This window comes from Pseudomonas sp. LTJR-52 (assembly GCF_003691465.1).
Lineage (GTDB): Bacteria > Pseudomonadota > Gammaproteobacteria > Pseudomonadales > Pseudomonadaceae > Chryseomonas > Chryseomonas luteola.
Map to the genome: position 1 here is coordinate 772,986 of NZ_CP033105.1, position 13,988 is coordinate 786,973.

General features: G+C 58.1%; 12 protein-coding genes. 3 read left to right on the forward strand and 9 right to left on the reverse strand.

The genetic code is table 11. From position 1 onward, the window contains the following. Nucleotides 1-96: 96 nt before the first annotated feature. Nucleotides 97-648 carry a glycine cleavage system protein R gene (locus EAW52_RS03555; RefSeq protein ID WP_122041434.1) on the forward strand — a complete coding sequence of 184 codons (552 nt, stop codon included), beginning with the start codon at nt 97-99 and terminating at the stop codon, nt 646-648. Here EAW52_RS03555 and rarD read toward each other — a convergent pair. Continuing rightward, nucleotides 621-1,523 (reverse strand): EamA family transporter RarD, encoded by a 903-nt coding sequence (gene rarD, locus EAW52_RS03560; protein WP_122041435.1) that lies wholly within the window; start codon nt 1,521-1,523, stop codon nt 621-623. The two genes, EAW52_RS03555 and rarD, sit on opposite strands and share 28 nt — an antisense overlap. Nucleotides 1,524-1,782: 259 nt before the next feature. Between rarD and EAW52_RS03565 the strand changes: the two genes are divergently transcribed. After that, a complete protein-coding gene (locus EAW52_RS03565) occupies nt 1,783-3,810 on the forward strand; it encodes a methyl-accepting chemotaxis protein (protein WP_122041436.1) in 2,028 nt (675 codons plus the stop codon). A 51-nt stretch (nt 3,811-3,861) separates the two neighbouring features. Here the strand turns inward: EAW52_RS03565 and EAW52_RS03570 are convergent, their stop codons facing one another. From EAW52_RS03570 to EAW52_RS03605, 8 genes are all read right to left on the reverse strand, one after another. Further along, nucleotides 3,862-4,836: a serine/threonine protein kinase gene (locus EAW52_RS03570; protein WP_122041437.1), complete on the reverse strand. Its 975-nt coding sequence runs from the start codon at nt 4,834-4,836 to the stop codon at nt 3,862-3,864. A gap of 208 nt (nt 4,837-5,044) precedes the next feature. Further along, the gene (locus EAW52_RS03575) at nt 5,045-6,940 is read right to left on the reverse strand and encodes a PhoX family phosphatase (protein WP_122041438.1); all 1,896 of its coding nucleotides are present in this window, start codon (nt 6,938-6,940) and stop codon (nt 5,045-5,047) included. A gap of 138 nt (nt 6,941-7,078) precedes the next feature. Beyond that, a complete protein-coding gene (locus EAW52_RS03580; protein ID WP_122041439.1) occupies nt 7,079-9,031 on the reverse strand; it encodes a PhoX family phosphatase in 1,953 nt (650 codons plus the stop codon). A 262-nt stretch (nt 9,032-9,293) separates the two neighbouring features. Beyond that, on the reverse strand, nt 9,294-9,995 hold the full coding sequence (gene modB / locus EAW52_RS03585; RefSeq protein ID WP_122041440.1) for a molybdate ABC transporter permease subunit: 702 nt from the start codon (nt 9,993-9,995) through the stop codon (nt 9,294-9,296). Continuing rightward, nucleotides 9,982-10,731 (reverse strand): molybdate ABC transporter substrate-binding protein, encoded by a 750-nt coding sequence (gene modA / locus EAW52_RS03590; RefSeq protein ID WP_122041441.1) that lies wholly within the window; start codon nt 10,729-10,731, stop codon nt 9,982-9,984. The genes modB and modA overlap by 14 nt, the downstream gene beginning before the upstream one ends. Nucleotides 10,732-10,745: 14 nt before the next feature. Further along, a complete protein-coding gene (locus tag EAW52_RS03595; RefSeq protein ID WP_122041442.1) occupies nt 10,746-11,468 on the reverse strand; it encodes a TOBE domain-containing protein in 723 nt (240 codons plus the stop codon). Nucleotides 11,469-11,571: 103 nt separating this feature from the next. Further along, a complete protein-coding gene (locus EAW52_RS03600) occupies nt 11,572-12,306 on the reverse strand; it encodes a ComF family protein (RefSeq protein ID WP_122041443.1) in 735 nt (244 codons plus the stop codon). A 63-nt stretch (nt 12,307-12,369) separates the two neighbouring features. Continuing rightward, nucleotides 12,370-12,663, reverse strand: coding sequence for a hypothetical protein (locus EAW52_RS03605; RefSeq protein WP_010796033.1), 294 nt, complete (start codon nt 12,661-12,663; stop codon nt 12,370-12,372). A 273-nt stretch (nt 12,664-12,936) separates the two neighbouring features. Between EAW52_RS03605 and bioB the strand changes: the two genes are divergently transcribed. Continuing rightward, nucleotides 12,937-13,986: a biotin synthase BioB gene (gene bioB / locus EAW52_RS03610; RefSeq protein ID WP_122041444.1), complete on the forward strand. Its 1,050-nt coding sequence runs from the start codon at nt 12,937-12,939 to the stop codon at nt 13,984-13,986. Nucleotides 13,987-13,988 lie beyond the last annotated feature (2 nt).

Here is a 13,988-nt window from a genome sequence, read left to right on the forward strand (position 1 = left end):
GGCAAAACGATGGCAGGTCCGTTCATGAAAAGTGGGTCGGCAAGGTTGGCTGACTGTTCTACGCTGGAGAGATGATCAACCAAAAGGAGTGCTACCGTGGATGTTCTGGTCCTTACCATCATTGCCCCGGATCAGCCGGGTCTGGTCGAGCAGTTAGCCGACTGTGTTGCCGAGCGGGGCGGCAACTGGCTGGAAAGCCGCATGTCACGTATGGCAGGTCAGTTCGCTGGAATCCTGAGCGTCAGTGTCGCGCCGGAACAACGCGAAGCCCTGGTTGCCCAGCTGAAAGGGTTAGATGTGAGGGGCATGCGTGTGCTGGTAGCGGAAAGCCGGGTAGAGCAGGCACCCAAGCCTCAGCTCATCCAGCTGGATCTGCTGGGCAATGACCGTCCCGGGATCGTTCGGGACATTACCCGTCAGCTCACCCGGCTAGGCGTCAATGTCGAGCGGCTCAGTACCGATGTGCGGGCGGCGCCGATGAGCAGCGAACAGTTGTTCCACACTACGGCGCTGCTGGCCCTGCCGCCCGCCCTCGAGCTGGATACGCTCCGCCAGAGTCTGGAGACCCTGGCGGACGATTTGATGGTCGAGCTGGCAGTCTACCGTGACAACCACGACGGTCAGGTGCGTGAAGCAGGAGCTGCGTAACGACGCAGGGAGCGCCAGGCGTCAAAGCTGAACACGGCAAGGCCTGCCCAGATACACAGGAAGGCGGCCATCCGCTCCATAGGGAAGGGCTCGTGGAACAGGAAGACTGCCTGTATCAGCACCAGCGTAGGGGCCAGGTACTGCAGGAAGCCCAATGTCGAATAGGGCAATTTGCGCGCCGCTGCGTTGAAGCAGAGCAGGGGAACCAGCGTAACGGGGCCGGACAGGATCAGTACGATGGCCATCGGTGATTGCCAGAGTGCCGGGTCCAGGCTGACCTGCTGGGTCAACAGGGGGAGTGCAATTGCAGCCAGCGGGACCAGCAGCCAGGTTTCGACCACCATGCCTGGTAGGGCAGCCACCTGGGTGCCCTTGCGCACCAGTCCGTAAAAAGCAAAGCTGAAGGCCAGCACCAGGGATACCCAGGGCAGCTGGCCAAGCGTCCAGATCTGCTGGGCAACGCCTAGGGCAGCCATTCCCACGGCCAGCCACTGCAGGGGCCTTAACCGCTCGCCCAGCACCACCATGCCTAGCAGCACATTGATGAGCGGGTTGATGTAATACCCAAGGCTGGCTTCGATTACATGGTTACTGTTGACCGCCCAGATGTAGGTCAGCCAGTTGCCGCCCACCAGCAGGCCACTCAGCCATAACCGGGCAATCCGGGAGGGATTGGCACGCAAATCGCGCCACCAGCCCTGATGTTTCCAGATCAGAAGCAGCAAGACCCCGATCAGGGCCGACCAGAAGATACGCTGGATCAGGATTTCGACGGGAGGAATGCTGGCAAGCAGTTTGAAGTACAGCGGGAATAGTCCCCAGAGCGCATAGGCGGTAAGGCCTAAGACGTAACCCTGGCGCGGGGATGTGGACATAACACATATCTACTTTTTATGGAGAAACCTTGAATCATAACTGGTGTTCAGGAAAAAGCTTGCAACACTCCATAGGCCTTATACGTAATTGCTATGACAAATGGCCTTCAGTTACTCCAGGGCAGGTCGAAATCCTGTTCAGCTTCTAAATACTTATTGCTGCAGGGATGGCAAACCAAACACAGACGACTGTTTCCCTCGGCGCTAGGTTTGGGCTTGTCCATCTGGCCAACTACTGTTGTATCAGGTAGCCCTTACGATGAATCTATTCTCCCGTTTCAAGCCCGCTAGCGCCCAGTCTGGTGGTGTTCTCAGCGTGCTCAGCTCTTCTGGGAATATCCAGCAGGATCTGAGAGCACTTCGCTTTGAGCCGACCTATATCGCTGGGTTCGTATCTCCCCATGTTGATCTGGACCGTATAGCACGTGCAGTGGCGGAGCGTTTCCCGCAGGCTGCCATCACCTTGTGTACAACGTCCGGTGAGCTGTGCAGCCAGAATAATCAGCTTTATTGCGCCACAGGCAATCAGTGGGATCGCGTGGTTCTGCAGATGTTTGATGCCAGCATTATCGCCTCGGCCGAAACCGTTTATGTGCCGTTGGAAAGCCAGGACATCCGCGCCCGAGGGCCACGTATGTCCATGCAGCAGCGAATCGCCAAGCTGATCGAGTCGATTAAGCGGCTGCGTGTCAACACGACTATCGACCATCGCGATACCTTGGCTTACGTCACGTTTGACGGCCTGTCGGCATCCGAATCGTTCTTCATGGAAGCTCTTTACGAGTCGGGCCGTTTTCCCTGCCTATTCGTAGGCGGCTCTGCTGGTGGCAAGACCGACTTCGTTAAAACCTTGATCCATGACGGCAAGCGCAGCTACGAAAACCACGTACAGATCGTATTTCTGAAATGCGCCCGTAATGCCCGCTTCGGTGTGTTCAAAAGCCAGAACTTCGAGCCGACATCAGTTAGCCTGAGCGTGCTCACCGCGTCGCTGGAAGAGCGCTACATCAGTCAGGTGATCGACTCCAAGGGCAATGTCCGCTCGATGGTGGCCGCCCTGTGCGAATCGCTGAACTGCGAGCCCAAGGACCTGGAAAAGCGTCTGGCCAATTACTCGTTTGCTATTCGTGTGGGTGAGGAGCTGTTTGTTCGCTCCATTGCCCAGATCGACTATGACAAGGAGCGTATCCACCTTTTCTGTGACGTGGCGCCGGGCGAAGAGCTGGTGATGGTCAAGCGTACGCCTATTCTTGAGGCCACCCGTAAAGACCTTCAACGTTTCCTGCAAGGCAAGTCCGGCAAACCGGTAGGCGGGCTACTCAACGACTGCATCCTGCGTCGCTTGAACAATGGCAACGACCTGAGCCGCATGAAAGAAGCGTTTGATGATATTCCTGTGGTGGGCTTTTCTACCTTTGGCGAGATCCTGGGCCTCAACCTGAACCAGACGCTGACCGCGGTATTTTTCTTCCGTACCCCGGAAGGCGCGCCGTTCCGCGATGAGTACATCGACAACTTCACCGCGCATTACGGCGAATTCAAGGCGTTCTTCCTGCGTCGGCAGATCAAGAAACTGGCGGGCTTGAGCCAGGTTGTGGTCAAGCAGATCGATGAATTCAAGCGCAAGAACTTTGCCAGTTACATCGACAGCAACGGCCTGGATGACCACATCAAACCGGTTTTCCGTGGTCTTGAAGATTTGGGTGCAGTGTTGCATCAGGCGGATCAGAACCAGGAGCAAATTGCTCAGCAGTTAAATCACTATGCCGGTGAGCTGCACGTATCGATGGATGATCTTAGCTCAACCATCAATCAGCAGGGCAGCGTGATCGATCAGGCGGGTGGCACCGTCAAGAGTCTGTCCAGTCAGGCTGAAAATGTAGTACGCAGTGCTAATGACTTGGCGCAATCGAGCCTGAAGATCCAGTCCATTGTGCAGATGATTCAGCAGATCGCCGGGCAGACCAACCTGCTGGCACTCAACGCTGCCATCGAGGCTGCTCGTGCGGGTGAGCAGGGGCGTGGGTTTGCTGTAGTAGCAGACGAGGTACGCAAGCTGGCGGAAAAGACTCAGCAGAACGCTGGCGAAATCGGCACGGATATCGACAAGCTGGCTGAGGAAATCCGTCAGGTTGCACAGCAGATCGAAGTACAGTCTCAGGATGTAAATGCCCTGACTGAACTGTTGGGTGCGCTGGAAGGTTCCAGCAGCGCAACAGCAAGTACTTCACGGCGGACCAAGGACGTCGCCGATACGCTGATCGGCTTGACCCGTAACGGTCATTGAGCCTGAACACCAGGGCCGCCCGGTTTGTGGCGGCCCTGGTGTCTTTGGGGATCAAAACAGCCGCAGCGGTTCTTCATCAAGCGCTGAAAGTTGCTCGCGCAACATCAGAACCTGGTCGCCCCAATAGCGCTCGGTCCCGAAAAAGGAAAAGCTCTTCGGGAAGGCCGGATCATCCCAGCGGCGGGCCAGCCAGGCGCTGTATTGCAACAGACGCAGGGAGCGCAGCCCCTCGATCAACGCCAGTTCACGGGGTGCAAAGTCATGGAACTCCTGATACCCGTCCATCAACTCGGAAAGCTGCGACAGGCGCTCCTGCCGATCCCCGGCCAGCATCATCCACAGGTCCTGCACCGCCGGTGCCATGCGGCAGTCATCGAGATCTACCATGTGGAAGGTCTCGTCACGGTAGAGCAGGTTGCCCGGATGGCAGTCTCCATGGACGCGGATATTCGTGTATTTAACCGAATTAAATAACGTATCCAGTTTCTTGATCAGGTCACGTGCCACGGATTCATACGCAGGCAGCAAACTCTTGGGGATGAAACCGCCGCTCAGCAGCGTATCCAGCGATGCATGGCCAAAGCTCTGTACATCAAGCGTCTCGCGGTGCTCGAACGGGCGACTGGCGCCAATGGCATGCAGGCGACCCAGGAGCTGACCCAGGCGGTACAGCTGCTCAAGGTTACCAGGCTCGGGCGCCCGGCCGCCGCGGCGGGGAAACAGGGCAAAGCGAAAGCCGGCGTGCTCGAACAGGGTTTCACCGTCACGCGACAGGGGCGCCACGACAGGTACTTCATGCTCCACCAGCTCAAAAGAGAAGGTGTGCTCCTCGCGAATCGCGGCATCCGTCCAACGCTGTGGGCGGTAGAACTTGGCAATCAGGGGCTGTTCGTCTTCGATGCCCACCTGATAAACCCGGTTTTCATAACTGTTAAGCGCTAAGATACGCGCATCGCTGAGATAGCCGAGGCTTTCCACGGCGTCGATCACCACGTCAGGGCTGAGTGTATCGAACGGGTGTGACATGGATATCCTCCTACAACGCATCTGGAAGCGGCCATATGCCGGTTCTGAATCGGAATGCTAGCAGGTTGGATGCCTGGGCGTGACGAAGGTGCGATGCCGTACGTACTGGAACGCCTGACGGTGCAGAGGAAAAAGGTCCCGTCACAGAGGGAGTGGCGCTACGCGGATACTGCCTCAAGGGCCGTACCCGCGTATTAGAGCCTTGTCATCAGGCGCCGATCACGCCACCGTCATCGCGAGTAATGACCATGACGGAAGAACGTGGCCGACCGTTGGCCAGGTGTTCCGGAAAGGTCGAGCCGCCTTCTTCGCCAGGGTGCTGGATATTGACGAACAGGCTGCGCTGATCCGGTGAGAAGGTAATGCCTGTGACCTCGCAACCGATCGGTCCCACCATGAAACGGCGGATTTCGCCGGTATTCGGGTCGGCGCATAGCATCTGGTTATTGCCCATGCCAGCGAAATCACCCTTGTTGCTGTAATCCCCGTCGGTCAAGATCCACAGGCGACCGGCATCATCAAACCCGAGGCCGTCGGGACTGTTGAACATGTTGTGGGCGTTGATGTTGTGCGAGCCACCGTTGGCAGTCTCCTTGTGCACCTCAGGATTGCCGGCAATGACAAACAGATCCCAGTCAAAGGCCATGGCAGCGGCATCATTGCCGTGCTCGCTCCAGCGCAGGATCTGACCATAGATGTTGTTGGCGCGAGGGTTTGGCCCGCCTACGGGCTGGCCTTCGCTGCCGCGTTTGCTGTTGTTGGTCAACGTGCAATACACCTGACCATCCTTGGGACTGACGGCAATCCACTCGGGGCGGTCCATGCGCGTCGCACCTACCTGGGTTCCGGCCAGGCGGGCATGAATGAGCACTTCGGCCTGATTGTTGAAGCCGTTCTCGGTGGTCAGGCCGTTCTTGCCATGGGTCAGCTCGATCCACTGGCCACGTCCCTTGGGATGATCGGGATTGCCGTCACCGTCATCAAATTTCGCCACGTATAGTGTGCCGTGGTCCAGCAGCTCGCGGTTGGCCTTGGGGTTGGCGGCATCATAGCGATCGCGGCTGATGAACTTGTAGATGAATTCGCCACGTTCGTCGTCGCCCATGTACACCACGACATGGTTGTCCGCAGTGAGGGCAAGCGCAGCGTTCTCATGTTTGAAACGACCCAGCGCGGTGCGTTTGACGGGTTCTGACTTGGGATCGAACGGATCGATCTCGACTACCCAGCCGTGCCGGTTCAGCTCGTTGGGGTTCTTGGCCATGTCAAAGCGCGGATTGTATTTGTGCCAGTCGTTGCCCTTGCTTTCGACCGTCACGCCATAACGTTTCTGGGCAGTGTCGAATTTGATTGTTGCATCAGTACTGCCAAAGCAATCCGTAAAATTCTCTTCGCAGGTCAGGTAAGTGCCCCAAGGCGTCTTGCCGTTCGCACAGTTCTGGAAGGTGCCCAATACATGCGTGCCGCTTGAATCGGCTTCGGTCTTGAGCAGGTCATGTCCAGCCGCCGGGCCGCTGAATCGAATCGGCGCGTTGCCGTGGATACGACGGTTGAACTCGGAATCACGCGCAAAATGCCATTGTCCGTCAATACGGCGCACCTCGATAACCGAGACCCCCTCAGCTGCCAGGGCCTTGTGCACGTCCTCGGCCGATTGAGGCACCTTGCCTTGGGCCAGCAGGTAGCGATAATTAGTGTATTCGTTATTGATGGCCATGAGCGCCCGGTCGGGATCGTTCGGGAACGGGAAAAAGCTCATGCCGTCGTTGTTGTCACCAAACTGGCGCTCCTGGGCTTCTGCTGTGCCGGTGCCGTCATGCTTGAAAGCCGGTACATCGGAAAACAGCGGTTCACCCCAGCTGATAAGTACCGACGCCCTATAACCCGACGGGACGATTACGGTATCGGCTGTGGAAATCGGAATGCTCTCAAAGCCCAGCAGGGCACTGCCGGTGGCTTGCGACACGCTTTGTGCCAGTACGCTCCGCGGAATGAGCTGGCCGCCAAGAAAGAGGGCAGCACCGCACAGCGCACCAGCCCCAATGAAGCGGCGACGGGTCAGGCCGGCCAGACGTTCCAGATCGGTAGGGGTATCAGGATGCATAACAGACTCCTTGTATGCGATGGCGCGACGCTAACGCGCTTGTATGACGAAATCATGTCAATGCATGTGCCAGTGATCATCAATCAACAGGCATAAAAAAACCGGCAGGGTTAGCTGCCGGTTTTATGCAGGGAGATGTTATTCCCCAATGATCCCGCCGTCCTTGCGGGTAATGGCAATGACGGTGGAGCGAGGACGCCCGTCAGGCAGATAGTCCGGGAAGCCGCCGGTGGGATGCTGGAAGCCGACGAACATCGTCCGATAGTCCGGCGCAAAGGACAGGCCTGTGACCTCACACCCAGTCGGCCCTACCAGGAAACGGCGGATCTCACCGGTGTTCGGGTCAGCGCACAGCATCTGGTTGTTACCCATGCCGGCATAATCACCTTCGTTGCTGTCTTCACCATCGGTCTGAATCCACAAACGACCGGCTTCGTCAAAGCCCAGGCCGTCGGGGCTGTTGAACATGTTGTCGGCGTTGATGTTTTCCGAGCCATCGTATGGATCTTCCGGATGCACAACCGGGTTGCCCGCCACGATGAACAGGTCCCAGTCAAAGGTCAGTGCGGCCGGGTTTGGCTCTTCCCAACGCAGGATCTGGCCGTAGATGTTATTGGCGCGCGGGTTCGGCCCGTTGACCGGCATGTCGGCGCTGCCACGCTTGCTGTTGTTGGTCAGGGTGCAGAAGACCTGTCCGTTGATGGGGCTCACCGCGATCCATTCCGGGCGGTCCATACGGGTAGCGCCAACTTGTGAGCCTGCCAGACGAGCATGGATCAGGATTTCGGCCTGGCTGTTGAAGCCGTTGGCCTTGGTCAACCCGTTCTTGCCATAGGTCAGCTCGATCCACTGGCCGCGGCCTTTGGGATGATTCACATCACCGTCGCCATCGTCGAACTTGGCGACGTACAGCGTACCGTGGTCGAGGATGTCACGGTTCGCCAGGGGCGTGTTCGGGTTGTAACGACGGTCGCTGACAAACTTGTAGATGAACTCGCCACGCTCGTCATCGCCCATGTACACCACAACACGGCCATCCTGGGTCGTGGTTACGGCAGCGTTTTCATGCTTGAAGCGGCCCAGCGCGGTGCGCTTGACCGGTGTGGAGTCCGGGTTGAACGGGTCGATCTCCACGATCCAGCCAAAGTGGTTGGCTTCATTCGGATGCTTGGCGAGATCGAAGCGCTCGTTATAGGGGTACCAGTTGTTATCACTATTGGCCGACAAACCGTAACGTTTCTGCGCGGCGTTGAGCTTGATGTTCTTGTCGGTGCTGCCAAAGCAGCCATTGAAGTTTTCTTCACACGTCAGGTAAGTGCCCCATGGCGTCTGGCCGCTGGAGCAGTTCTGGAAGGTGCCACGGGCACGTTTGCCGCTCAGCTCGATGGAGGTGCGCAGCAGGTCATGGCCGGCGGCCGGACCCTTGATGTCCATCATCACGTTGCCATGTACGCGACGGTTGTAGCGGGAATCGCGCTTGAAGACCCAACGGCCCGCGCGACGGCGAACTTCAATCACCGAGACGCCTTCTGCAGCCAGCGCCTTGCGTACATCGTCCGGGGAGGATGGCTGACGGCCATCGGAGAACAGGTACTCGTAGTTGGTGTATTCGTTGTTGATGGCGATCAGGGCACGATCAGGATCGATACGGCCGAACTTGTTGTAGAACGGGAAGAAGCACATGCCATCGTTGTTATCCCCGAACTGCAGCTCCTGGTCTTCGGAGGTATTCGTACCGTCATGCTTGAAGTCCGGTACGTTGGAAAACAGCGGCTCGCCCCAGCTGATCAGCGTACGGAACTCATAGCCGGGCGGCAGAATGACCTGGTCAGCCGTTGAGGCGGGCACGTTCTTGAAGCCCAACAGCGGACGTGAAGGACGTCCAGCGCTGCCCCAGCGAGCCGCTTCGGATACCTGACCCGCCAGTGCGTTGTTGGACAGTAGGTTGCCGCCCAGGAAGAAGGCCGCGCCACATAGCGCACCGGCACCAATAAAGCTGCGGCGCTTCAGATTGACGATGCGTTCCAGATCAGTCGGGGTATCGTCATCAAGCAGATCACTATTCAGGTGTTGTTCGTTTTGCAGGCTCATCAAGGCGCTCCTCACAGGATGTAGCAGGCGCAAAACCCCAGGCGAGAGCGAGTACAACGAACCCCGCAGACCTTGTTTTGAAATAATCAGGCTGCCGGCTCACGTCGCGTCGTCGAAACAGGTTTCGTGGCTGGTTTGGACGGTCGTGGCGAAGGTAGTGAGGCATTGTGACGGCGGTGTTGCAGGTTACATTTGGTAACAAATGCTGCTCTGTCGGTTCGGGAACGTTTCGTGTCAGAAGCGATTCGGCCGCCAGCCGCGATTAGCGGCGGCTGGTGACGCGCAGGGCCGAATAAGACCGTGTATCGCCATTGCCGTAGACGAACAGCAGGATCAGGAACGACAGCACCAGAAGAAAGCCGGCCAGCCGGTGGGCCTCGGCATAATGAAGGGCTTCCACGTGCTGGAAGATGGCGATGGAAACCACTTGGGTCTGCCCCGGAATACTACCGCCCAGCATGAGCACTACGCCAAACTCGCCCAGGGTATGGGCGAATGCAAGGCTTGCAGCCACCAGCAGGCCGCGCTTGAGCAAGGGCAGGGTAACGCGAAAGAAGCGCTCGATACGGCCACATCCCAACGTTGCTGCGGCCTCGAACAGGCGTGGATTCAGCTCGCGGAAGGCAACCGTAAGAGGCTGCACCACGAAGGGGATCGAGTAGATCATGGACCCCATGACCAGGCCCGCAAAGCTGAAGGGCAGCGGGTGACCGAACACTGTTTCCCAGGCGCTGCCCAGCATCGAGTCTGGCGCAAACACCACCAGCAGGTAAAAGCCCAGCACGGTGGGTGGGAGCACCAGAGGGAGTGCGATCACGGCATCCAGGATCTGGCGCAGGCGGGTCTGCTTACGCACTCGCCAAGCCGCCAACGGCAGACCGATCAGCAGAAGCAGGGCCGTGGATAGCACAGCCAGCTTGAGCGTCAGCGCCAGGGCCTGCCAGTCTCCTTCACTGAGCAGCACAGCCCGTCTCGCCTGGAAGAGAATAACCTGCCTGGTGCAACGTCTCTTTCTGGTTATCGAAGAACGCCACGAAGCGCTTGGCGACGTCGAGTTGCTCGCCTTTCGCCAGGATGACGCGCTTTTGCGTCAGGGGATCGTACAGCGTGGCATCGACAATCGTGTATTGCGCGGGCGGCACATTCCCCGCTTTGACCTGACTGAGAGCTACAAAGCCAGCGGGTGAATTGCCGGTTTTAACGAAGTTGTAGGTTTGTCCAATGTCCTGTCCATACGCCAGGCGCGGCTTGACGGTTTCCAGTACACCGCTGCGGTCCAGCGCCTGCAGGGCTGCGGCGCCATAAGGTGCCGTATCGGGATTCGCCAGCACTACACGCTTGAATGGCAGATTGTGAATATCGGGCTTGCCGCTGGTTTGCCAGAGCGCCAGCTGACCACACGCATAAGTCCGGCTTTCAGTGCCCTTGCTGGCGTCTGCCAGTTTGTCCGGGCGGATCGCGTCTGCCGAGTAGAACAGGTCGAACGGTGCGCCACGCTGAATCTGCTCGAAAAATGCACCACTGGAGCCGCCAGCCAGTTCCACCTTGGCGCCGGTCTGCTTTTCGTAATCGTTGGCGATGGTCTGCATGACAGGCAGCAGATTGGCCGCCACAGCAATGCGCAGGTGATCAGCTGCTTGAGCAGTGGCGCCGGTAAAGAGCGTGGCAAGCGCCGCGGCAGCCAAAAGCCGTTTGTTCATCAAGGATTCCTTCTTCACAGGGGCGCCCCCAGCAAGACCTGGTCGGGCTCAAAGCAGGCAAACACGGTCTGACCGGGAGCAGGAGACAGCTCGGCTTCTGCTGGCAGCAGCACGCAGAGCGTTTGCCCATTGGGCAAGTTCAGGCGAATTTCGGCAGGTCCGGAGGAGGCGGGGGTAACAGTGTCGACTCGGCCTTCAAGTGCATTGGCCGCATCCACAGGAGCGTGTTCATGGAGGCTTAGCCAGGATGCTTTGATCAGCACGATAACGCTGCGACCCGATGCAAGGCCCAATCGCTCGGTGCTTTCACGGGTGATTTGTGCCAGCACCTGAAGGCCACCGGGCAGCCGGATCGTGATCAGATCGCTGTGCCCTTTGGGTTCTACAGCAACAACCTCCCCATGCAGCTGATTCCGCGCGCTGGTTTGCAGCATCAACCGCTCCAGTCGCTCCAGGTCCTCGACGTGCTCGGCACTTTCGATCACCTTTTCGCGAAGTGCTTCAAGGCGGTGATACAAGGCCAGCAACCGTGCGCCTTCCTGGGTCAGGCGTGCGCCGCCTCCGCCTTTGCCACCGACACTGCGCTCGACGAGGGGTTGGCCGGCAAGGTTGTTGAGTTCATCAATGGCATCCCAGGCGGCCTTGTAGCTCAGCCCTGCAGCCTTGGCAGCCTTTGTAATGGAGCCTTGGACGGCGACCTGTTCCAGCAGCGCAAACCGCTGGGGACGGCGGGTCATGTGATGAGTCAGGTGACTGAGCATAGGTCGGAGTATAAAAAAGTATATAACGATAGAGCAGTGTACGAGCCGGCCCGTTCCCATGGCAAGGTGAAAAGAACGTTTAGTCGCCAGGCCTGGGCGTGCGAGCCAAGCAGTACACATCGACCCGCAGGGCGCCTGCACGCTTAAGCAGACTGGCAAGGGCCTCGGCGGTTGCTCCGGTGGTCAGGACGTCATCGATGAGCGCTATCGAGCGACCACGTACGGCCTTGGCAGTGGTGAGGGCAAAGGCGTTGAGCAGGTTCTTGTGACGCTGGGCGGCATCGAGGCCTTGTTGCGCCGGGGTTTCCAGCACTCGTTGAATGACATCGTCTGCTACAGACAGCGTGAGCGACTTTCCTAGCCAGCGCGCCAGCATGGCAGCTTGATTGTAGCCACGCTCGCGTTGGCGCTTCAGTGCCATCGGGATAGGAAGCAGAAGGTCAGGCCGAGGCAATCCCTCGTCAAAGGCATGCATCAAATGGCGAGCCTGCAGATCCGCCATCAGCCGTCCCAGCGGCCATTGCTTTTGATGCTTGAATCGATTGATGGCACTGGCAATGGGGAATCCGTAGTGCCAGAGCGCTACGACATGATCAAAAGACGGAGGCCTTTTCAGGCACGCCCCGCAGATCAGCCCCTCGTCAGGCAGCGGAATCGCACAATGAAGGCAATGCCCCATGAGCCAGGGCAGGTCGGTCTCGCAGCCAAGGCACAGCGGCAGGCTGGACTCTACACCTGCTCCGCAGAACCCGCAGTTCGTGCGAGGCTTGAGCCAGACAGGACGGTAAGCAAGCAGGGTATTCAAGCGATTCATAGGCATCCTTGCCAGTGTCGATCAATTGGGATCAGGCACGCCGCTCCTTGGCGTGCAAGAGGCTCAGCGAATCAGCCAGCTCATGACCATCAGGCCCAATACCAGCCAGATGATGCCGCCAATGATGGAGCGGCGCATGAAAGCACGAACCGCGGCATAGAGCAGGATCAGTCCGACGATCAGCACCACGAAGCTGATGTAGGAGTCATCCATGCCGATGGCGCGAGCCATGCCTTGTAGGAAGTCATGGACGGCATCGCCAATCCCGTTGAGTACGGTGCTGAACAGATCGATGATGAAGCGGATGACCTGACCCAGGGCTTGGCCAAGCCAGTCGAAGAACCCTTCTGTACGCATGTTTCTTTCCTTGTCCTCATGTTGTCGCTTGGAACCTGTAAATGCCGTTGGGTTCGTTGCCAGCGATGGGTTCAATCAAGCGAGCGATCCTGCTCACAGTTTCATACTCTGCCGTAGTCTCTCTTATTGAAGGGGCCAGTCATCAAAAAACCTTAAATAAATAGGGCTATTGATTGTTTTTTGATCAGATGTAAACCTTCGTATCGAATAAAGTTGACGGCAATTATTCGTGTGCTGCCTGAGCAGCCGTCTTTTATACCGAAGGATTGAGCCATGAGCGCTACCGCTACGCGTCACGACTGGACCCTTGCCGATGTCCGCGCCCTGTTTGAACTGCCGTTCAATGACCTGCTGTTCCAGGCACAGACGGTTCACCGTCAGCATTTCGACCCCAACCGCGTTCAGGTCTCGACGTTGCTTTCCATCAAGACCGGTGCCTGCCCTGAGGACTGTAAATATTGCCCTCAGTCCGGCCACTACAACACGGGTCTTGAAAAAGAAAAGCTGATGGAAGTGGAGAAGGTGCTCAAGGCGGCTGCCGAGGCCAAGGCTATCGGGTCGACCCGCTTCTGCATGGGCGCGGCGTGGAAGCATCCGTCCGCCAAGGACATGCCCTACGTGCTGCAGATGGTCAAGGGTGTAAAGGCCCTGGGCCTGGAAACCTGCATGACATTGGGCAAGCTCGACCGTGACCAGACCCAGGCCCTGGCTGAAGCCGGACTGGACTACTACAACCACAACCTGGACACCTCGCCGGAATACTACGGCAACATCATTACGACGCGTACCTATGCAGACCGTCTGGAAACGCTGTCCTATGTGCGTGATGCGGGCATGAAGATCTGCTCCGGTGGCATCCTGGGCATGGGTGAATCCGTGGATGACCGTGCCGGTCTGTTGATTCAACTGGCCAACCTGCCGGAGCATCCGGAGTCCGTCCCGATCAATATGTTGGTCAAGGTGAAGGGCACCCCGCTGGAGCAGGAGAAGGACGTCGATCCGTTCGACTTCATCCGTACCCTTGCTGTTGCCCGGATCATGATGCCTAAATCCCATGTGCGGTTGTCGGCCGGTCGTGAGCAGATGAACGAGCAGATGCAATCCCTGGCCTTCTTTGCCGGTGCGAACTCCATCTTCTACGGCGAGAAACTGCTGACGACCACCAACCCGCAGGCCGAGAAGGACATGCTCCTGTTCAAGCGTCTGGGCATCAAGCCGGAAGAGCGCGAAGAGCACGATGATGAGGTGCATCAGGCCGCGATTGAGCAGGCCCTGATCGAGCAGAAGAATTCTGCACTATTCTACGACGCTGCTTCTGCCTGATC